Here is a 21,016-nt window from a genome sequence, read left to right as displayed (position 1 = left end):
GATCAACTCAGGTCGTGGAGATCCTTGCCGAACGGGGCTGTGATGGTCAGGTCGGAGAAATGCACGTCCAGTCCGGCCCGCTCGGGCGTGCAGGCCATCGGTCCAACCTGATAGGCGGGGGCGATCGGAAAGGGTGCCAGCCTGACCAGGGGCCACGTCTTGCCGTCCGCTGACACCTGCAACCGCAGGACGCCCTTGGCGACCGTCGCGCGCATCCAGAAATCCTGCGCGTCATGCTCGTAGGGGCCGGTTGCCCAGTCGGACTTTCCGTCGGTCAGCACGCTGCTCAGCATCGCGCGCCCGTCGGACAATTCGATCCCCGCCTTGACCCAGTGCCGTTCGTCGACCCGCACCATGATGCCGGCCTGATCGTAGAGTTTCTGATACTGGCCGCGAATGCGCAATTGGGCGGTGAACGCGGCAGGCGCGGCGAAGCCGAGGAAATGACCGCTGTCCCGGGTGAAGCCGTAATGCGTCTCGCGCCAGAAATCGCTGCCCTTGTCGGTGACGAGCGTCAGGTCTCCGCCGGGGGCGGTCTTCCAGGCCTTCGGCGCATTCAGCCAGCGACCGTCACGGCGCCCAAGCGCCGAGATAGCCGGGCCCTGCGCGGTCGCGACGCCGGCATTTCCCGCGATCGCAAGCGCTGCGGCACCACCGATCACCGCCCGCCGGTTCACCCGATCCTCTGTCATAGCCGCTGCCTTCCAATTACCCTCGATGTTGTGTACATATGTACACATGCCGGGATTGAGGTAAAGAGGCGATGACCCAACAGACCCGGCGCAACGATCCGGCACGGCGGCAACGCATCATCGATGCGACACTGGCGGTCATTGCCGATCACGGAACCGCGGCGACGACTCATCGCCGCATCGCCGAGGAGGCGCACGTGCCGCTCGGTTCGGTCACCTATTATTTCGCGACGCTGGAGGACTTGCTGACGGCAGCCTTCCTGCAACTCGCCGCCGAATCCTCCGCGGCCTTCCGCGCCCGTCTGGACGCTGCGACCGACAGGGCAGCGGCGTGTTCGGCGGTCGTCGACATCATCGCGAACCAGGTCTGGGCGGAACCCCGCACCCTGTTGTTGAGCTACGAACTCTACGCCTTCGCGGCCCGGCACCCGCCGGTCGGCGCGGTCATGCAGCGCTGGATGGACAGCAGCAGAGAGTCCCTGGGGCGCTTCTTCGACCCGCTCACCGCGCGCGCGCTCGACGCGCTGATCGAGGGTATCGGCATTCACAATTCGATCGATCGCGCGCCCCTCGACCGCGATGCGATCAAGACCATCGTCGAGCGGATTGCCGCGTGTTAGCCGGTCCGATCCATCAGGCTGCTCCAGCGCAAATGCCGCCACCGTCAGGATCAGGCCCATGCGTATGGGGCCACCGCCGCATGACCGCAATCGATGCCCCTTTCATGCGCGCGCCGCTTCGAGCTAAGGCGCGGCGCGCAGGAGATGATTCATGAAGACAGCGCCGGTTGCCCTTCTCTACCAAGCGCTTCCACCACCGTTGATCGACGGACTGCGAAAGGACGCAAAACCGGGCGGATATTCAGATGGCGGCGCAGACATTGCTTTTGCCTTGCGAACGGCTGGGGTGAATGTGGTCACGCCCACCTCCTCGCCAGACCCTGCCAGGGCACTCGACTGGGTCTTCCCGGACACGGCCGAGGGTATCCGTAGCGCAGGCGCAGCCGGCGCATCGGTCCTGTGGGCGAACACGGTCCTGTTCGAAGGACATCCGCTCGAGACGGCAATGGTCGACTTCGACATTGTCGGGCAGCTTCCCTCGGCGATGCAGGCGTTCGACGACAAGTTCGAGACCAACCATCTTCTGACCGACGCTGGCCTGCCGGTAGCGCAATCGTTTCTGCTTTCCTGCACCGCGAAGGAGAACGTCTGTGCACTGGCCGATGTCGAGCACGCGTGCGCGTCTCGCGGCATGTCCTTTCCGATGATCGTCAAACCGGTGCGCGGACGTGGCAGTCAGGGTGTGACCCTGGTGGAGAGCCTCGGCGCTCTGCGCGATGCCGCGACTGCGTTGATCAAGGCAGCCACCTTCGGCGACGTGCTGATGGTGGAGGAGTTTCTCGGCGGTGACGAGATGACGGTCACCCTCATGCCGCCCGCGTCCCCGCGCCCGGACGGTTCGCGTGCACCGACGCACTGGGCGTTGCCACCCGTCTACCGCTTCGATCAGCGCGCCGGAGTAGCACCGTATAACGGCGACGTTCCGGTGACCGCCAACAGCGTCGCAATCGCTTCCGAGCGGCTGCTCGAACCAGCCATCATGGCAATGATCGACAGCTGCGTCTCGGCAGCCGCGCTGGTCGACGCGCGCACCGCGATCCGGATCGATTGCCGGGCCGATCGTGATGGTCTGTTCAAATTGTTCGACCTCAACATGAAGCCCAACATGACGGGGCCGGGCCGCCCGGGGCGCGAAGATCAGGATTGCCTCTCGGCGATCGCTGCCCGCGCCAAGGGTTGGAGCTACGTCGATCTGTTGCAGGCGATGCTTGCTGCCAAATGGAGGCGCGAGCCGCTGAAGGGAGCGTAGCTAAGAACGTCATCTAGAATGAGGTTTATTTCGATCGCAGACATAGCGGGACGCCGCATTTTCCGAACACGATGGTATTTCCGGAACGCTGAGCCTCTATGCCGATCTCGCCTTCAGCGCTCTTCTCCCGCATGTTCCCGATCAAACATCTCCCGTGATGTGCGAAAGCCGTCGACGTTCTCGACGATCCACGTCCAAAGCGGAACCATCATCACCAGTAGCTTCAGTCCGGTTTTGGACAGAGCATATTCTACATGGGGAACGACCTCTTCGAAGTCGTGACGCACCACCAATCCATCGCGCTCCAGATGGCGCAGCGTGCGCGTCAGCATCCGCTGCGTGATACCGTGCATCCGTCGGCCGATTTCCGCATGGCGAAGCTGGCCGTACACGCCGAGCGTATGGATGACACCAAGCGACCAGCGGTTGCCGGCATGGGCCAACACCTCACGGCGAACCCCGTCGTCATCGTCCCGCAGGCCGTCGCAAACCGTTTGCGAATATCGGAGGATGTCCTCCTCGCTTAGCGATTGAACGGCAGTATCACGCATGTGCCCATCTTTCACGCTTGCCCCTGGCTTGCCAGATCACCGGCATCCAAGGCGAAACGAGTTAGCCGATGAACGATGCAGTCTCCAACGTGAAATCACGCAATATCCTCGTCCTGGGTGCCGGCGAGCTTGGCATGCCCGTGCTCCGCAATCTGGCGCGTCGCGCCAAGGGCATCGACTGTGCCACGATCAGCGTCCTTCTCCGCGAAGGTGCCGTCGAGTCGGGCGATCCCTCCAAGCAGCGTGACATCGCCGAGATCCGCGAGGCGGGGATCGAGATCGTGCTCGGCGACCTGGTGAACGACACGATCGATGAGCTGGCATCGCTCTTCTCGGATTACGATACCGTGATCGGCTGTGCAGGCTACGCAGCCGGGATCAACACGCCGATGAAGCTCGCCAAGGCGGCGCTACAATCCGGTATCCCGCGCTATTTCCCGTGGCAGTTCGGCGTCGACTTCGAGGCGATCGGTCGCGGCGGGCCGCAGGACATCTTCGATGCGCAGCTCGACGTGCGCGAGTTGCTGCGCTCGCAGGACAAGACCGAGTGGGTCATCATCTCCACGGGCATGTTCATGAGCTACCTATTCGAGCCGGACTTTGGTGTCGTCGATCTGGAGAAGAGCGAAGTTCACGCGCTCGGCAGTCTCGATACCGCTGTGACGCTGACGACGCCGGATGACATCGGTTTGCTGACTGCCGAGATCGTGTTCTTCGAGCCGACGATCCGCAACGAGATCGTCTTCCTGGCCGGTGACACCGTCACATATGGCGAGGTCGCGGACAAATTGGAGGCGGAACTGGGCCGGGCCTTCAAGCGGTCGGTTTGGACCGTGCCTTTCCTGATGGAAGAACTGGCGAACGATCCGAAAAACATGATGCGCAAGTACCGCGCCGCCTTCGCCATCGGTCGCGGTGTGTCCTAGCCGAAGGCAGGCACGTTCAACGATCGGCAGGGCCTTCCGGTCACCGACGTCGCGGCCCTGATCGATGCCGATCTGCGAGGGGCGCAACCAGACACGTGATGTGGGCGGGGTGACTGCAGAGGCCTTCCCAAAGACGTACCCAGAGTGGGACAGTCACCCCTGGGATCACGCAGACCGCCATGCGGGTCAACCTCCCGCCCGAAATCTGCCCCGAATTGGCCTTTCCCAAAATGGCCTGTTGGAGACGCAGAAACGGGACAGCTCGCGCTTGGCGAATGGCCGTTACCGGGAGCCTGGATCGCCAGCCTGAACGCCGCGGTTTGGGCGGAACTACCCAGCGTCGTTTATCGCCAAGGATGGCTGCGCTAACGGACGCGCTGGCTGGCGTTCAGCCCACTCGGCTACTCATCTTGCTCGATACGTTATTGAACGTCTTATTCAAACTTCCGCCCAGACCCTGCATCGCAGCAATCGCAGCAACGGCGATGAGGGCTGCGATCAGACCGTACTCGATGGCGGTCGCGCCGCGGACATTCCTTCGGAGCGAGTTAAGCAACTGAACCATGGTGGCTCCTTTCGGGGCCTCGCCTAATTCCGAACCATTAACGATACGTTTGCCACGGCTGGCGCGTTATCTCACTAAGGCTGGCTCTAGTTGATGACATCGACTGCTGCGGCGACCCGCGCTCAGTCATCCCGGTGGGGATCATCTCCCAACACGTGGACCAGAGTGTCCATGACGGGCGCTCCCTCCATCGTGCCATGCGCCTGGACGACCGCCATTGCCTTCAGCCAGACGTCCCGGTCAGTCATCATGTGTCGAGGTTCCGCCGTTTGATTTCAGCGGCCAGCGCTTCCCTGACGAAACTCCCCGCCTCGCCGTCAGCCTGACGACACGCCTCCAGCAAACTGCGATCGTTCAAAAACCTGATCAGATCGAGACGCAGGAACATCGTCATCATCCTCAGGTCTATGCGTGGGCGACCCGATCGGGCAAGCTATCTCGGCGGACGAGTTCGATGACCTTCATTGTCGGCATCAACTGACTTAACGTGGATCTGGGCAACGGCAATGGCGCCTACGCCTGCCGATTCATCGGCCAAGCCCCTGATGCCGCGAGCTGATGGATTATGCCGTTCAACGAGGCTGTGACGATCCGCGGGCGGACCATGTCGTCCGTTGCGTTTATGCCGCTCCAGAATTGCGTAAGCGGCCACTGGTCAGGGCAATGGGGACGAAGAACCCGAAGGGCCAGCCTCGTTCCGCTTGAAGGTTTTGGTCCGCTGCCGGCGCCTCGGCCACTTCCCGGAGAACCGTCAAGGCAAGATCGATCAGATAGCTTTGATAATCGATCACCCCACGGCTTCCCTTCCCGAGCCTGGCCTAGCTTTGAAGCGTTAATGAACGACACGATCCGGCAAGTTTGTTGTTTAACACCGAGGCATAAGCGGTTCGACCATCATGATCGTGTCGATGGCGGAGGCAATCCGACGTAGATTCTCGAACCCTATTTCGGGTCCAATCGCCTCTCCCAGATCGTCGCAGAGATATTCCCCGGTCAACGAACTATGCACCGCGAGGATCGTGCTAGCGGTAAGCCAAACCTGCCTATTGGTCAGTTGCCCGACGGGTAGCCCAGGCACTCGCGCGCGGGGGGAACCACCGCGGCGCCGGTACATCATCGCCATGTCGCTCACCTTGGTGAGGACTCGTCCAAAAAGGATCCCTGGGCGATCGACGCACGCTGTTGGCGGCGAGCAGCGGTACACCCCGCGAGTAGTTCGTCTGAAAGAAATGACGCCGCTTCGATATCAAGCGTGACGGCGAGACCCGGGGCACCGACGAGGACGTTCCCGTCGCTCGCGGAAACCCTCAGAACTTCAGGACGCAACGTTGTCAGCATGCCCATTCTCCCGTGGGTAGCTAGCGGACAGGGGCTGCGGATCGTTCCAACCATTGATCCACGGCAGGACGATATTGGCAAACGACGCGGCTTTCTCGTGAGGAGGCAAGGCCAAATTCAGCTGAAACCACGGTGCTCAAACGTCAGATCACCAGGACCGCGACACGATGACTTTCCAGTAATGTCAGATGCTTCCCGGGCGCTGAAAGTGTATCGGCTTTGTGGAAGCTGGAATATTTCAGAATATTATAATTATACATTTAATACACGATGCGCTCGCCCCTTGTACATAAAACACCGCACCGATTAATAACTTTTATTGCCAATCATATTATTAGGCTGTGCGGGACATTAGAACAAAAGGGGCGGAAATATGCTAAGGTTTCTCAGAGATCGCCGTGGCGCTACAGCCATTGAATACGGCCTTATTGCCGCTCTCATCGCAGTATCGGCAATTGCCGCAATGCAACAGGTTGGCACAAGCCTGTCAGCGACGTTCAATAATATAGCCTCTCATCTGACGTAATACTTCCTGTCATTCGTGAAATTATCTACCGGGTCACGGGCACCCGCCTCGCCCTGTGTTACGTGCGCCAGATATAACGGGTGCACGTTCCACGGGCTTTCCATCTAGACGACGAAGGTCCAGAATGCGGTGCTAGGGGGATGCACTTGCGCGGTCTGGATTTCACTTCTTGGCAGAGCCTGCTCGCCACCATCCTCGGACTGACGCTCGTTACGCTCTTGGGGGTTGGCATCCGTCTGCTCACCCAAATGACGTTCCAGCAGCGGCGTGAACGGATGAACCGGCAGATCAATGAGCGCCTGAAGACGCTTATCGCTGCCTACAAGGTCCTTGGCGGCTCGTTCACGGGGGACCTAACCGTCGATCCGGCCCACCGGCGCGATTTGCGGCGGCGGGAGCAGGGCGTCGTCGCAGAGGAGCCGATGGCTGCGCTGGACCTTAGTGCGGAAGGCGCGGCACGGTCGGACCGCACGCGCCGGATCCGCGACGCGGTCGAGGCCGCGCTGTCCGATATCATCTTGCTCGGTACGGAGGAGCATGTCCGGCTCGCGGACAGGGCGGTTCGCGAGCTGGTTGCGGGCCACCCAGTCCACACGCATGAGTTGGTTGTGTCGCTGCGTGCGTTCGTGCGCGATGCGCTTGATCTCGACCCGATCCCGGCCGACCTAACCATCGCTATGCAAGGACCCGCGCGTCCGGCGTCGTCCGGCGGCGGCAGAGGTGGTAGCCGCAAAGACGATGCTGGCCGGAGCGGCGGCGGCGGTGGTGGTATGGGCGGCGGCGGGGCTGGAGGCGGCGGCATGGGTAACAATGTCCTTGGCGACGATCCACACCATGTCGCGGCGCAGACCGCAGAGCGATAGGCTAAGCCTTCCTGAGCTAAGTCTTGGCTGACACACAACCAGACGTTCACGCCCCTTCCCTCGCTCCCCAACTTCGAACGCGGGTTTATCGTTGCGATGACCTATTTTGAAGCCCGGCTATCCGCTCGCGAATGTTGCGATAGGGAGGTGAGCGGCCCGACTGCTTTCAGCGGTGAAGCCCGGTAAGCGGACGGTCTGCTTACGATAGAAAGCCGACGCCTACTTACGGGAGCCACGGAATATCAGCCAATTTCCAGCAACCAAGATGGCAAATCCGAACGCCAAGCTAACCAGCGTCGCCTGACTTTTAGCCGCATGACACGGGTTGCCCGTCACAGGACCGATTACGTCTTCGGCACAGTCGCCCAAGGCGCTGAAGCCCACAAGCACTAGGGTGATGGCCGAGGCAATGACGGTCCACGCTTCTGCGGCAAGAGTTCGCCTTAAGCTAGCTCGCCTCCAGCCGAATAACGCTACCGGCAAGCATGGCGCAAGCCAGATTAGTACGACCCAAACTCCACTTTGCATGTGTCCCTACTCGCTTGGGGTCATCACAAGATCCGTAAACCACATAGCGAGTAAGCTGAACGAACGACAGCTATCGGGCGAGCGCTCCGCGACAAGAGTGGCGACATGTGAGCGACTGCCGACTGTCCGCTTCTGGGGTCTGCTTTGCCGATCGCGACCTTCGCGACATGGTGGAAAGCGGCCGTTCCCGATCTGTCAGTAGACGATCGACATGTCCCGCTTCAGCGGCTTGGGCGGCGTTGGCGGACGCAAGCCGGCGGCAAGATAGTCGGCAGCTACCGGCTTGAGATTGAGGGCAGCTTGATAGCAGCCTTCCAGCGGCCGATCTGTGATGCTTGCCGCCTCCCAGAATTTCTGCCCAGTTGCGGTCGAGAGAGATTGCCGAACCTCCGCTATCTCAGAAGTTGATAGCCGTCGCGCTATCCCGTCCACCGCGCATGCCGCAACCGCAGTGTCCAGCTGGCTTCGGTTCAAGGGCACCTGGCGGGCGATCAGCGGCGCACGATCGGTGAGCGCTTCCACCAGCATGTTCCAGTCACTGGACCCTTGGCGCATTGTCACTATATACCGAACGGTATGAATAGGCTTTGCACGCTCACCGCCCCCAAGGGCCGCCCCCGCGAGTTTGATCTCGACGAAGCGTTAGCGGGTGCGTTGCGCGTGTTCTGGCGCAACGGCTACGAGGGCGCGTCGATGGCGGAACTGACCGCTGAGATGGGAATCACCAAGCCCAGTCTCTACGCCGCGTTCGGCAACAAGGAGGCGCTCTTCCATAAGGCGCTCGACCTCTACGAGCGTGAAAAGCTTGCTTATATGACGTCCGCGCTCGACGCGCCGACCGCGCGCGCCGTAGCGGAAAGACTGCTCCGGGGTGCACTCCAGATGCAGATGAGCACCTGCGATCCCAAGGGATGCCTTAGCGTCATCAGCAGCGTCGCGTGCAGTGCGGAGGCCGAGCCGATCAAGGCCGAGGTCGCCAAGCGTCGCGCGTCGTCGGAGGCCGCTTTGATGAAACGGTTCGACGAGGCCAAGGCTGCCGGCGAATTCCCCAACGGTCTCGAGTCGCACGCGCTGATGCGGTATCTGTTCGCGATCATGCAGGGTCTGTCGATCCAAGGCGGTTCGGGCGCGACCTGCACTGAGCTCAACCAGCTCGTCGAGACCAGCCTGTTGGTGTGGCCAACCAAGTAATCCGGTCAGTCCGCCGACATGGAATTCATGCTTTGTTACGGTCGCAATAAAAAATACCGCACGGTACAAAAGTCTGTTGACTAGATGAACGTGCGGTTTATATACCGACTGGTATCGAAGCTCCTTCCTAGAGCGGACGGGGCAACCGGGGACAACAACCCATGACCACGGTCACCACCTAACTCGGAACAGATGGCTTCGGTCGTCTGGACTCTCGAAACTTCAAGCGGGCAAGCGCGGCATGGTGATGTGCCGGCAACGACCGTGCGTGCCTTGCGATCAGCTGACGTTGGTGGGCCGTCCACCGACGAAGGCCGGTGCTTGCCCGAAAAATCAAAAGGGGGACAATCCCATGGCTTACCTCGACCTCGACAACATGTTCGCCTCGCCCGTCACCAGCCGCGCACAGACCGTGTCGGCGCGCGCGCCGACCGGCTTCTCGCCGCTGGAATGGAGCGTCATCGCGCTCGCCAAGCGCGACACGTTGCGCAGCCTGTCCGGCCCCAGCCGCATGTCACGGGCGATGGGCAGCCTGTTCGGCCTCAGCACCGCGTTGCGGCTCGCCGACCCCCGGCTCGAAGCGCTGCGGCGGATGGCCGTATACGCATGGCGCCGCGGCTTCGCGCTGCCGATGGCAGAGATCCAGAACTTCCTCGCCGCCGGCTTCGTCGAGGCGCAGATCGAGACTTTGGTCGAAAGCGTGACGGGCATGCGCGTCGGCGCGCAGCAGAAGCGGAGCATCGCAGGGTGAACCAGCTGACCACGATTACGGCCGCGCACGACGCCGATGTCGCCGCGACGCCGCCCGCCGGTCGCCATCGACGCCCCGCATGGCAGCGCGGCGCGATAGTTCTGGTGCCCGTCGCGCTGTTCGGCGCGGTCGGCGTGAAGCTGTTCGATCATCCCGACGCGGCGATGGCAGCACCCCCGCCCGCCTCGGTCACGGTGGCGTCGCCGCTGGTGCGACAGGTGAGCGAATGGGACGATTATGTCGGCCGGTTCGCGCCGAGCCGCAGCGTCGAGATCCGGCCGCGCGTGGCGGGCGAAGTCACCGGCGTCCACTTCCACGACGGCGATATCGTCCGCAAGGGCCAGCTGCTCTTCACGATCGACTCGCGTCCGTTCGCCGCAGCCCTTGCCGAAGCGCACGCCAACGTCGCGAGCGCCAGAAGCGCCTTGTCGCTCGCGCGTACAGACCTCGGCCGCGCGCAGCGGCTGGTTGCCGACGAAGCCGTCTCGGCGGGTGAAGTCGACGCGCTGCGTGGCAAGCTCGAAGCCGCCACCGCCGCGCTCGCCGCCGCGCAGGCGCGCGAACGCGCCCGCGCGCTCGACGTCGGATTCACGCAGGTTCGTGCACCCATCGGCGGGCGCATCTCCGATCGCCGCGTCGATGCGGGCAACCAGGTCGCGGGCGGCGAAGGCACCGGCGGCACCGTGCTGACGACGATCAACGCCCTAGATCCGATCTACTTCAATTTTGACGGGTCGGAGGCGCTGTATCTCAAGACGCAGCGCGCACGGCATCCCGGCGCGGCCCCGGCCGCGGTCGAGATCCAGCTGCAGGACGAGACCGAGCATCGCTGGAAGGGCAAGCTCGACTTCACCGACAACGGGCTCGACCAGCGCTCCGGCACGATCCGCGGCCGCGCGGTGATCGCGAACCCCGGCTATTTCCTGACACCGGGGATGTTCGGCAACATGCGGCTCGCCAGTGCAGGGACGCGACAGGCGCTGCTGGTGCCGGACGATGCTGTGCAGACCGATCAGGCGCGGAAGGTGCTGCTGACGATCGATGCGAAGAACGTCGTGAGCCAGAAGCCGGTCGAGCTTGGGCCGGTGGTCGATGGCCTGCGCATCGTCCGCTCGGGGATCGGGCCGAACGACCGGGTCATCATCCAGGGCACGCAGATGGCGATGCCGGGCGCCACGGTTGCGCCGAAGGCGGGACGGATCGCGGTCGCGACGGGGGCCGCTGCGCCAGCCTCCGTCCAGCCCATCTCGGGTGAAGCCACGCTCGCGAAATAGGCGTCCACCCCGGCAAAGGCCGGGGCCCAAATGGGATAGCGTTTCGACCTAATCACTGCGGTTCGCCCAATTGGGCCCCGGCCTTCGCCGGGGTGGTGTTGGCGCGTGCCCGCGTCCCTCTACCGAGGAAATTCCCATGCGCTTCTCGCGCTTCTTCATCACCCGGCCGATCTTCGCGGGCGTGATCGCGGTAATCATCACGATCGTCGGCGCGATCGCCTACATGACGTTGCCGGTGTCGCAATATCCCGACATCGTCCCCCCCACCGTCACCGTCAGCGCGACCTATCCCGGCGCCTCGGCCGAGACGGTCGCCGAAACCGTCGCCGCGCCGATCGAGCAGGAGATCAACGGCGTCGACAACATGCTGTACCAGTCGTCGCAATCGACCGGCGACGGCAAGGTGACGATCACCGTCACCTTCAAGATCGGCACCGATCTCGATGCCGCACAGGTGCTCGTCCAGAACCGCGTCGCGGTCGCGGTGCCGCGGCTGCCCGAGGACGTCCAGCGATTGGGCGTCGTCACGCGGAAGACGTCGCCCGACTTCCTGATGGTCGTGAACCTCGTCTCGCCCGACAACTCGCTCGATCGCGGCTACATCTCCAACTACGCGCTGACTCAGGTCCGCGATCGCCTCAGCCGGATCGACGGCGTGGGCGACGTGCAGCTGTTCGGCGCGCGCGATTATTCGATGCGCGTGTGGATCGACCCCGGCCGCGCCGCCGCGCTCGACCTCACCGCGGGCGAGATCGTCGCGGCGCTCCGCGCACAGAACGTCCAGGTCGCCGCCGGCACGCTCGGCCAGCCGCCGTACGACAAGGGCAACAGCGCGTTTCAGCTCAACGTCGAGACGCAAGGGCGCCTGACCGATCCCAAGCAGTTCGCGGACGTCGTCATCCGTACCGATGCGCAGGGCCGCCAGGTCCGCGTCTCGGACGTCGCGCGGGTCGAACTCGGCGCGCAGGATTACGGCGCCAACACCTATCTCAGCGGCAAGCCCACGGTCATTGCCGCGGTCTTCCAGCGTCCCGGCTCGAACGCGCTCGGCGCCGCGCAGGCCGTCACCGCCGAGATGGAAAGCATGTCGAAGCGCTTTCCCAAGGGCCTCGCATACAAGGTCATCTACAACCCGACCGAATTCATCGCGCAGTCGATCGACGCGGTGAAGCATACGTTGTTCGAGGCGATGATCCTCGTCGTTCTGGTCATCCTCGTCTTCCTGCAGAAATGGCGCGCGGCGATCATCCCGATCGTGGCGATCCCGGTCTCGCTGATCGGCACCTTCGCGGTGCTCGCCGCGTTCGGCTACAGCCTCAACAACCTCTCGCTGTTCGGCCTCGTCCTCGCGATCGGGATCGTCGTCGATGACGCGATCGTCGTGGTCGAGAATGTCGAGCGCAACCTCGAACACGGGCTCTCGCCACTGGAGGCCGCGCGCACGTCGATGGACGAGGTGTCGGGTGCGCTCGTCGCGATCGTGCTCGTGCTGTGCGCGGTGTTCATCCCGACGGTGTTCCTGACCGGGCTTTCCGGCGCGTTCTACCGCCAGTTCGCAGTGACGATCTCGACCGCGACGATCATCTCGCTGCTCATCTCGCTGACGCTGTCGCCGGCGCTCGCGGCGATGCTGCTCAAGCCCAACGCCCCTGCAGACTCGGGCAATCGCCTGACCCGCACGGTGCGCCGCGCGGGCGACGCGTTCAACCGCGGGTTCGAGCGGATGAGCGAAAGCTATGCCCGCCTCACTGCGCGCCTCGTCGCCGCGCCGAAGCGGATGATGGTCGCCTATGCCGCGCTGATCGCGGTCACGGTCGGCGTGTTCATGGTCACCCCGTCGGGCTTCGTCCCTGCGCAGGACCAGGGCTATTTCCTGACCGTCATCCAGCTCCCGCCGGGCTCGTCGGTCGAGCGTACCGACGCGGTGATGCAGAAGGTCGCCAAGCGCATCCTGCCGCTCGCCGGCGTCAAGGGCGCGGTCATGCTCGCGGGCTTCGACGGCCCGTCGCAGACGCTCGCCCCCAATAGTGCCGCTGCGTACATCCCGCTGAAAAGCTTCGAGGAACGCAAGAAGCTTGGCGTCACGCTCGCCAGCATCATGGCGGAATCGCAGAAGGCGACCGGCGACATCACCGAAGCGCGGCTGCTGATCGTCCCGCCGCCGCTGATCCAGGGGATCGGCTCGGCCGGCGGCTATCGCCTGATGGTGCAGGACCAGGGCGGCCACGGCTATGGCGAGCTCGGCAAGACGAGCTACGACCTGATCGGCAAGGCGAACCAGACCAAGGGCCTGGCGCAGGTCTACACCTTCTTCGACACCGCCACACCGCGCATCTTCGCCGATGTCGACCGCGCCAAGGCCAATCTGCTCGGCGTCCCCCCCGAGCGCGTGTTCGAGGCGTTGCAGGTCTATCTCGGCTCGGCGTTCGTCAACGACTTCAACCTGTTAGGGCGTACCTACCGCGTCACCGCGCAGGCCGACGCACCGTTCCGCAACACCACCGCGGACATCGCCAACCTCAAGACGCGCTCCAACTCGGGCCAGATGGTCCCGGTCGGTTCGGTCTCGACCTTCAAAGACAAGACCGGCCCGTACCGCGTCGTCCGCTACAACCTCTTCCCCGCGGTCGAGGTGGATGGCGACACCGCGAAGGGCTATTCCTCGGGCCAGTCGCTGGTGGCGATGGAAAAGCTCGCCGATGCGTCGCTACCCGCTGGCTACGCGCATGACTGGACCGGCATCGCCTACCAGCAAAAGGCGGCCGGCAGCACCGCCGCGCTGGTCTTCGGGATGGCCGTGCTGTTCGTCTTCCTCGTGCTCGCCGCGCAATATGAGAGCCTGACGCTACCGCTTGCGATCATCCTGATCGTGCCGATGTGTCTGCTCGCGGCGATGACCGGGGTGAATCTGAGGGGCATGGACAACAACGTCCTGACGCAGATCGGGCTGGTCGTGCTCATCGCCTTGGCCGCGAAGAACGCAATCCTGGTCGTGGAGTTCGCCAAGCAGGCCGAGGAACAGGATGGCCTGTCCCCGGTCGAGGCGGCGGTGCGCGCGGCGAAGGACCGGTTGCGGCCGATTCTGATGACGAGCTTCGCGTTCATCCTCGGCGCGGTGCCGCTGGTGATCGCCGACGGGGCGGGCGCCGAACTGCGCCAGGCGCTCGGCACCGCGGTGTTTTTCGGGATGATCGGCGTGACCGGCTTCGGCCTGCTCTTCACCCCCACTTTCTATGTCGTCGCACGGGCGCTGGCGATGCGGTTCGAACGCCGCAAGCCAGCCGCTGCCCCCGCCGCGACCCTTCAGCCAGCCGAATAGGACCAGCCTCATGAAGTCCCTGCTTCTCGCGAGCCTCTCGGCGCTGACGCTTGCCGCGTGCGCCGCCGGCCCCGACTATGTCGCGCCGATCACCCCGCCCAAGGCGACGGCATCGTTCGTCACCGCCAGCGCGGCCACCGTCGCGACGGCGCCCGATAACGACTGGTGGCGGATGTACCGCGACCCGGTCCTCGACGGCCTCGTCGCCGACGCGCTCGCGGCGAACACTGACCTGCGCGTCGCCGTCGCCCGCCTCGACAGCGCCCGCGCCTCGCTGCGCGGCGCGAAGACCGACCGCGAGCCCCAAGTGAACGCAAGCGGCAGCGGCAATTACTCCCGCACCTCGCAACTCCAGAACCTGCCCGGCTTCGACCGCGAGCGCGCCACGTACGATGTCGGCCTCGACGTCAGCTACGAGGTCGATCTCGCCGGCCGGGTCCGCCGCAACGTTGAGGCCGCGCGCGGCGATGTCGGCGCGGCGCAGGCCGATGCCGACGCGGTCCGTGTCTCGATCGTCGCCGCCACCACGCGCGCCTATGTCGATGCCGCCTCGTCCGCAGAACGCCTCGCGGTCGCCCGGCGGATCGTCGATCTGCTCGACAAGTCGAACACGCTGACCGGCAAGCGGGTCGACGCAGGCCGCGCCGCCCGTCTCGACCAGGTCCGGATCGCCGCGCTGCGCGATCAGCGCGCCGCGAACATCCCGCAGATCGAAGCCGAGCGTCAGGCTGCGCTCTTCCGCCTCGCCACGCTCACCGGCCGCACCCCGCAGGACCTGCCCGCCAGCGCCGGCGCGCGCGTCACGACGCCGCGGCTCGACCGACCGATCCCGATCGGCGACGGCGCGAGCCTGCTTGCGCGTCGCCCGGACGTGCACGCCGCCGAACGCCGGCTCGCCGCCGCCACCGCGCGGATCGGGGTGCAGACGTCGCAGCTCTATCCGCAGATTGCGCTCGGCGCTTCGATCGGTTCGACCGCGCTCAGCGTCGGCGACGTCTTCACCGGCGGGCCGATCCGCTGGTTGCTCGGTCCGCTGCTCAACTGGTCGGTCAATCAATCGGCGGCGCGCGCGCGCATCGCCGGTGCCGAGGCCGACACGCGCGGTGCGCTAGCCAGTTTCGACGGCAGCGTGCTGACCGCGCTCGAGGAAACCGAGACCGCGCTGTCCAACTATGCGCGCGAACTCGATCGCCGCACGCAGTTACAGTCCGCGCATGACAACGCCGCCACCGCCGCGCGCATCACCCGCGCGCGCCAGCGGGAAGGCCAGATCGACTTCCTCGACGTCCTCGACGCCGAGCGGACGCTGGCAGATACCGATACCGAGCTCGCCGCGGCCGACGCGCGGATCGCGGGCGCACAGGTCGACCTGTTCCGGGCGTTAGGGGGCGGCTGGCAGGCCGCACCCAAGCCCGCCTAACAACCGGAGCAGCGCGTTAACCGACTTTTGAAACCCAGCAGCAGCTAAAGTGGCTCTGTCAAAGCAACGTGGCAAACAGGGTAGGCGGCTGATACCATACTTAGATGAGCCGCAAATCTGGGGCGCGCTACCGCCGAGTCCGTTTCGACGTTTCAATTCGTCGCCCGAAGTGATCCGCTGGTCGTGATGATGTACATTCGCTTCCTGCTATCGCTGAGGAACGTCGAGGACCTGCTGTACGGTCGCGGTATCGACATCTGCCATGAAACGGTGCGCATGTGTTGGAACAGGTTCGGCCCGATGTTCGCCAGCGACATCCGTCGCCAGCGGGTGAGTGCGATGCGGGGTTTCCGACAATGGCGCTGGCATCTGGACGAGATGTACGTGAAGCTTAATGGTGAGATGGTGTACCTGTGGCGCGCTGTAGATCACGAAAGCGAGATCCTCGACAGCTTCGTTTCCAAGACCAGGGACAAGGCGGCAGCACTCACTTTCACGAAGAAAGCGCTGAAACGGCATGGTTCGCCGGAAGGGGTCACCACTGATGGGCTGCGCTCTTATCGCGCAGCGATGCGTGAACTGGGCAACGAAGAAAAGCGGGAGGTCGGCTGTTGGCCCAATAATCGTGTTGAGAACAGCCACCTCTCGTTCCAATGACGGGAGCGAGCGATGCACCGATTCAGGCGGATGACGACGTTGCAGAAACTCGCATCCGTCCATGCCAGCGTTCACAACCACTTCAATCTCGAGCGCCACCTCGTCGACCGCCAGACTTACAAGGAACGACGCTCCGCCGCGTCGGCGGAGTGGCAGATCCTCGTGAGTTAAGCCGCCACATTCCAAGGCCGAGATCCATCATGTGGAGAGCGGTTCGCGTTAGACTGACAGCCCCCGTCGACGTGATGCGCGACGCCGCGGTTGCCGGGCTCGGTATCGCCTGTCTGCCGATACCGCACGCCGAGCGGCAACTGGTCAATGGCACGCTCGTTGAGGTGCTTGCCGGTTGAGCGCCCACGCTGCCGGCAAACCACCTTTATTATCCAAGCCGGCGTCAGCCAACCGTCGCGTTCCAAGCCTTTGTCGATGCGATGCGCGTCTAGTCCCGGCGTCAGGCGAGGCTGTCATGAGCGCCGATCGTGAAGTCGGTTGGGAAGGCGGCGACATAACATCCGCATCGATTATGAATGAACGTCTGGAGTTCGGAAGACGGAAGACGAGCTCGAATGTCACTTTGTGGGTCTGACCGGAAGTAAGGGCAGGGCACATTCCGCCCAAACCTAGTCGTTCCCCTAGGGCTATCCCTCACCTGAAACCTGCCATAGGTTCACCTTCGAAGGCAGGGATCGAGATGCACTACCCCCTCATGGACATCACGGATCGTATCTCGGAGCCGCCGACTTGGTGGCTCAACGGTATCCCGCGGTACTGTGAATACGCTCCAGATAGAGCGACCTTTGCCCGCACAAATATGTTGGTGCGGGTATGCTGCCAACAGTGCCGTCGCGCATTCGCCGTTGCCATCGGCACACAAGCCATCTTGCTACAGAACGTTGTGGAACCCGTCTTAGGCTATCCATTCGATAGCAAGACTGGTGAGACCATTAGCGAAGCACACGATGATCCGCCATTACATCTTCGAGATGACGGCTTCAATTGCCCCGGAAACCCGATGATTGCAGAATGGATTGCTATCCTGCAAGTTTGGGAAAGGTCTGGGGGGGAGTCAATCCGCCGGCCCGATCTTGAAGGCCCTTCGCCCGATAGTTTGGGCTGACACAACGGCAATTTCGCATCTCTCCGCTCTAAAGCAGACGGACCGGAATCCACCAGAAATAGATGTTCCGGCCGAGCCTTAGGTAAGGTGAAACCGCGCCGTACGAGGCGATGTCTCATTCGCAGAGGCGGGTTGAGCGTTGCCACAACTCGCCGAAAACGTCCAAAAACGCCTAGGCGGGTCACTCGTCTCGGTGATTGCCGAGCGTACCTAGCCAGTCACCGCCGAGTGACAGCATGGCCATCCCGACGAACGGTGCGGGCAGCACCATCGTGACCCATGCCCAGATGAATACGACAGGAATGCCGATGTTGCGATTGTGGATGGCGGCTGCCTTGGCGTCTTCTAACTCGAACCCGATCCATAACGCCGTAGATAAGCCGACAAGCCAGCACAGGGCCACTCTGCGCTTGAGATGGGTTCGATCGTCAGGGATCAGCCACCGCAGTGCCAGGAGAATCGCCGCAAAGACTGCACCCCCGACGAGAACGGGAACGACCAAAAGCTTAAGACGAAGCTCCAACCATCCCTCCATCGGCGTCAGGATGGTTGTCCGCCGCGGACTAGTCAACGACCGCTCGTGTTTCCAAACTGGCCATTCCGCTTATGCCCAAACATGGAGATACAAGCGGACCGGCCCTGCCGCCGGAAGCGGCCGTTCGATCCTGCAATTTCGTCCAGTTTTTACAGATCCTAGATATATTGGGTCTAATTACAGAATATCAATTATAATTCAGGGCTTTCTGATGCGGATAGATGTTCTAGGATTCTGTGTCATATCTTTATTCGTCTCGACCTGTGCGAACGCACAGTTTTCGGGCCTACTCTCGAAACGATTTGGCCTTCCATCGAGGGGCGAGGTCGGCGGTTCTTATCAATCAAATAACCAGATCAGAACGTATATCATGTCGGATCCACATGATAATTTATCCTTATACGATAAACTCATAATCAAGGCTTCTAAAATGGCGGCCGACCGAGGTTTCTCGCGCATCGGTGTCACAAAAGAAAGTTGCACAACCGCCGTCATTGCCGGAACCCCCCGCTCAACGAGCTGCTATGTTATAGCGGTTATGCTGAATGAACAGGAAACCACTAAATCTCGTGGGGACCGTGAGGTTCAGTATTATTCCGTGAAGACCGTCAATAGTGGTATGATAGCGCCGTTACCTGCGTCAAGATACTAGCGCGAGAAGCTCGTTCTCGATCAACGGCCCCTTTCTGAAAAGCGGCTGCGCCACGCTATGTCTGCTAACACTGGCCGCCTACCCAATAACGGCCGGTCCGCTAACCCACCAATAGCGGACACGCGATTGCGGCGGAGGTGTCCTCCGCAGCAGCCACGAGCATTCGCGCCGTTTACCGCGAGCGTACCCCGTCCTCCCGTGGCAGATACCTTAGGATTGAACCACCGACGTCATAGCTTAGTTAGTTATTGGTAATAAGTTGGATCTAACAGGACGGCTGTAGAGACGGGATGACCGCTCCCCTTGATTGAGTATTTTTCCGCCATCATGACAGATACGACGACGGCGCTTACTGCCCAAACCGAAGGGCTAGCAGCCGGTAAGGAGAAAGAAGGGCGGCTGGAACACTGCCCTTATGACGAGGGCCAGACTCCGGTTCTGCGAGCTATCTGGCAGAATGCTTTCATCACGGCGCGTCTCTACGGTAACAAATGAACCTCATCCACTGTCCGCACGAACCACGTTGGTTTGTCTCGATATGAGACAATCCCTGAAAGCGTATTAGTTTGAGTATTTGCGCATGGTGTTCGCTGTCGTACCGGCCCGCGCTTGGTTGAACGGCGAGGTTTCTGAATGGCATACATCGAACCCGAGCCAGATTTTGAGAAGTTGGCGTCGGATGAACTGGAAGCTGCCGCAGGGGCGGATACGAAAGAAAAGCGCCGAGCTCATCTGGATCAGGCAGCCATCTACGCCGCGCTCGGGGAACGCAGTCGTGAACCAGGGCATAGCATTAAATAGTCAGGGCAGCGGCGGGGATGTCCTCCGCCACCGCCATCAAATTCCGCCCTCCCCGGGATCCGGCGTACCCCTTGGCGCCCTAGAGATACCCCGTCCGCTTTCCACACACTTCCGGAAATGCCGGTGTCGCCCAATCGCGGGTATTGCCTAAGCCCTACCGACAAAATTGCGCGCCGGAATGGCTTGAAGGATGCTTCGCTTCGGCTAGCCTTGCTCGATAGGAGATCGTGATGCTGCTGGCGCTCGTTGGATGGACTCTCATTGCTGGCTTACAAGGACCGGGTGGCACGCCTCCAGCTCCTCTCGCTCCAGGTACCGCACCAACACCTGCACAGATCGAGCAACGGCGGGCACAATCGTCCAGCCTTGGGCGCACACTCTACGAATACGATCGTGCCGCTTGGCTCAGCTCGGATGCGCTCACAGCGAAGATTCCAAAGGAAAAGCTCGCAGGCGCTGGCGGCTATATCGTCGAGCAGATTGGCGAGCAGTTGCTCCGCGTCACCTACTACCGTGGTGGGGCTGCTGATGCGCAAGCCTTCTTCGTCGCGGACGTGCGCGGGGGGAAAGTGTTCCGGAACGAGGTGCTTGCCCAACCGATCGCTCTGACGCGGGAACAGACTGTATTGGCGCGAGCCCGGGAAATCGGCGCAGTCACAGCGCAAGAGCGATCTTATCGACCCTGTAACTCACGGCCTTTCAACACCATCGTTCTGCCCTCGCGTAAGGATGGCCCAACTGCCGTCTACCTGTTGTCGGCCCAGCAGGACGCCGGAACATACCCGCTGGGTGGGAACTACCGTGTCGTGGTTGGATCAGACGGCAAGGTTCTCAGCTATCGGCCCTACAGCGTGAACTGCTTGAACATGAAGGTGCCCAAGCTGCCAGCCGGTGCGACACCGGTCGGCTTCATGATCAATCACCTTTTGGATCCTGTTCCTACCGAGCTTCATGTGTTCGCCTCATACAGCCTTGGCATGCCGTTGTATGTGGCCACACCTGACAAGAGAGTTTGGCAGGTAAAGAGGAGTGACATCACGCTTTCGACGCCGAGTTAGCATTCAGCTCGGGCCAATGACGCAACGTCCCAAAGCAGAGAGTAAGACACCTTCGTCCAGAGAGCAGCCGCTCCGCCTTCCAATAATTCCGGACGTTCTGGAGCCAATCGCGTCGAATGACCGCTAACGCTCAATTGCGGACATCGGCTTAGGTATGGCAACATCGGTAAATGCTCCAGCTACTCGCCATTGTTTTGCAGGCCTTGCCGTCCCCACCCGTGCCAGCACCGCCGGCCGACAGCCTTGCGGCAGCCATCCAGCTGTGGGCGGACCATCCACCGGAAGAATTTACGAAGCAGCAGGCGATTGATAGCGCCGTGGCGGAAGCAACGAGGCAAGCCCTCCTCATGGTTGGCATGCAGCCGAGCCCGAAGTTGTCGGTG

At 62.5% G+C, this 21,016-nt stretch carries 21 protein-coding genes and 1 pseudogene; 16 read left to right on the top strand and 6 right to left on the bottom strand.

The genetic code is table 11. The annotated features are described in order from the left end of the window. Positions 1-2: 2 nt before the first annotated feature. Positions 3-692, bottom strand: a complete 690-nt coding sequence (locus ASE72_RS17905) for a DUF1349 domain-containing protein (RefSeq protein WP_056024940.1) — start codon at positions 690-692, stop codon at positions 3-5. A gap of 71 nt (positions 693-763) precedes the next feature. Here ASE72_RS17905 and ASE72_RS17900 point away from each other — a divergent pair, with 71 nt between their 5' ends. Both ASE72_RS17900 and ASE72_RS17895 read left to right on the top strand, forming a co-directional pair. Then, a complete protein-coding gene (locus ASE72_RS17900; protein ID WP_056024937.1) occupies positions 764-1,312 on the top strand; it encodes a TetR/AcrR family transcriptional regulator in 549 nt (182 codons plus the stop codon). A gap of 151 nt (positions 1,313-1,463) precedes the next feature. Continuing rightward, positions 1,464-2,561: a biotin carboxylase gene (locus ASE72_RS17895; protein ID WP_056024934.1), complete on the top strand. Its 1,098-nt coding sequence runs from the start codon at positions 1,464-1,466 to the stop codon at positions 2,559-2,561. Positions 2,562-2,674: 113 nt separating this feature from the next. On the opposite strand, the gene ASE72_RS17890 is transcribed toward ASE72_RS17895, so the two are convergent. Continuing rightward, positions 2,675-3,112, bottom strand: a complete 438-nt coding sequence (locus ASE72_RS17890) for a winged helix-turn-helix transcriptional regulator (protein ID WP_056024931.1) — start codon at positions 3,110-3,112, stop codon at positions 2,675-2,677. A 68-nt stretch (positions 3,113-3,180) separates the two neighbouring features. Here ASE72_RS17890 and ASE72_RS17885 point away from each other — a divergent pair, with 68 nt between their 5' ends. Then, the gene (locus ASE72_RS17885; RefSeq protein WP_235532440.1) at positions 3,181-4,038 is read left to right on the top strand and encodes an aromatic alcohol reductase; all 858 of its coding nucleotides are present in this window, start codon (positions 3,181-3,183) and stop codon (positions 4,036-4,038) included. 388 nt (positions 4,039-4,426) lie between these two features. Here ASE72_RS17885 and ASE72_RS19850 read toward each other — a convergent pair whose 3' ends face one another. Next, the gene (locus tag ASE72_RS19850) at positions 4,427-4,603 is read right to left on the bottom strand and encodes a Flp family type IVb pilin (RefSeq protein ID WP_082446265.1); all 177 of its coding nucleotides are present in this window, start codon (positions 4,601-4,603) and stop codon (positions 4,427-4,429) included. Positions 4,604-4,850: 247 nt separating this feature from the next. Continuing rightward, positions 4,851-4,991, bottom strand: a complete 141-nt coding sequence (locus tag ASE72_RS20395; RefSeq protein WP_156350655.1) for a hypothetical protein — start codon at positions 4,989-4,991, stop codon at positions 4,851-4,853. A gap of 1,323 nt (positions 4,992-6,314) precedes the next feature. On the opposite strand from ASE72_RS20395, the gene ASE72_RS19845 reads away from it, so the two are divergent. After that, the gene (locus ASE72_RS19845; RefSeq protein WP_082446264.1) at positions 6,315-6,467 is read left to right on the top strand and encodes a Flp family type IVb pilin; all 153 of its coding nucleotides are present in this window, start codon (positions 6,315-6,317) and stop codon (positions 6,465-6,467) included. A gap of 140 nt (positions 6,468-6,607) precedes the next feature. Then, positions 6,608-7,330, top strand: coding sequence for a hypothetical protein (locus ASE72_RS17875; protein ID WP_056024927.1), 723 nt, complete (start codon positions 6,608-6,610; stop codon positions 7,328-7,330). A 723-nt stretch (positions 7,331-8,053) separates the two neighbouring features. Here the strand turns inward: ASE72_RS17875 and ASE72_RS17870 are convergent. Then, positions 8,054-8,386, bottom strand: a complete 333-nt coding sequence (locus ASE72_RS17870; RefSeq protein ID WP_156350654.1) for a hypothetical protein — start codon at positions 8,384-8,386, stop codon at positions 8,054-8,056. 48 nt (positions 8,387-8,434) lie between these two features. Here ASE72_RS17870 and ASE72_RS17865 point away from each other — a divergent pair, with 48 nt between their 5' ends. The 7 genes and pseudogenes from ASE72_RS17865 to ASE72_RS20390 all read left to right on the top strand — a co-directional run bounded on the left by ASE72_RS17865 (position 8,435) and on the right by ASE72_RS20390 (position 16,820). Continuing rightward, on the top strand, positions 8,435-9,049 hold the full coding sequence (locus ASE72_RS17865) for a TetR/AcrR family transcriptional regulator (protein ID WP_056024921.1): 615 nt from the start codon (positions 8,435-8,437) through the stop codon (positions 9,047-9,049). 352 nt (positions 9,050-9,401) lie between these two features. After that, the gene (locus ASE72_RS17860; RefSeq protein WP_056024918.1) at positions 9,402-9,800 is read left to right on the top strand and encodes a hypothetical protein; all 399 of its coding nucleotides are present in this window, start codon (positions 9,402-9,404) and stop codon (positions 9,798-9,800) included. Next, complete coding sequence (locus ASE72_RS17855; RefSeq protein WP_056024916.1) at positions 9,797-11,074, top strand: efflux RND transporter periplasmic adaptor subunit; 1,278 nt, start codon at positions 9,797-9,799, stop codon at positions 11,072-11,074. Before ASE72_RS17860 ends, ASE72_RS17855 begins: the two co-directional genes overlap by 4 nt. Before the next feature lie 136 nt (positions 11,075-11,210). After that, positions 11,211-14,393: an efflux RND transporter permease subunit gene (locus ASE72_RS17850; RefSeq protein WP_056024913.1), complete on the top strand. Its 3,183-nt coding sequence runs from the start codon at positions 11,211-11,213 to the stop codon at positions 14,391-14,393. A gap of 10 nt (positions 14,394-14,403) precedes the next feature. After that, positions 14,404-15,813, top strand: a complete 1,410-nt coding sequence (locus ASE72_RS17845) for an efflux transporter outer membrane subunit (protein WP_056024910.1) — start codon at positions 14,404-14,406, stop codon at positions 15,811-15,813. A 115-nt stretch (positions 15,814-15,928) separates the two neighbouring features. Next, positions 15,929-16,641 (top strand): annotated as a pseudogene (locus tag ASE72_RS17840) (IS6 family transposase). Positions 16,642-16,670: 29 nt separating this feature from the next. Further along, complete coding sequence (locus ASE72_RS20390) at positions 16,671-16,820, top strand: hypothetical protein (protein WP_156350653.1); 150 nt, start codon at positions 16,671-16,673, stop codon at positions 16,818-16,820. A gap of 948 nt (positions 16,821-17,768) precedes the next feature. Here the strand turns inward: ASE72_RS20390 and ASE72_RS17835 are convergent. Continuing rightward, positions 17,769-18,110, bottom strand: a complete 342-nt coding sequence (locus ASE72_RS17835; protein WP_156350652.1) for a hypothetical protein — start codon at positions 18,108-18,110, stop codon at positions 17,769-17,771. 967 nt (positions 18,111-19,077) lie between these two features. On the opposite strand from ASE72_RS17835, the gene ASE72_RS20385 reads away from it, so the two are divergent. The 4 genes from ASE72_RS20385 to ASE72_RS20935 all read left to right on the top strand — a co-directional run. Continuing rightward, positions 19,078-19,269, top strand: a complete 192-nt coding sequence (locus ASE72_RS20385) for a hypothetical protein (protein WP_156350651.1) — start codon at positions 19,078-19,080, stop codon at positions 19,267-19,269. Positions 19,270-19,407: 138 nt separating this feature from the next. Further along, on the top strand, positions 19,408-19,575 hold the full coding sequence (locus ASE72_RS20380; protein WP_156350650.1) for a hypothetical protein: 168 nt from the start codon (positions 19,408-19,410) through the stop codon (positions 19,573-19,575). 230 nt (positions 19,576-19,805) lie between these two features. Beyond that, on the top strand, positions 19,806-20,633 hold the full coding sequence (locus ASE72_RS17825; RefSeq protein WP_156350648.1) for a hypothetical protein: 828 nt from the start codon (positions 19,806-19,808) through the stop codon (positions 20,631-20,633). Positions 20,634-20,803: 170 nt separating this feature from the next. Beyond that, the coding region (locus ASE72_RS20935) for a hypothetical protein (RefSeq protein WP_056024899.1) at positions 20,804-21,016 on the top strand (213 nt) is incomplete at its 3' end.

The sequence above is a fragment of the Sphingomonas sp. Leaf20 genome, assembly GCF_001421535.1.
Lineage (GTDB): Bacteria > Pseudomonadota > Alphaproteobacteria > Sphingomonadales > Sphingomonadaceae > Sphingomonas.
The sequence above is the reverse complement of the archived record's forward strand: the minus strand, read 5'-3'. Positions and strand labels throughout refer to the sequence as shown.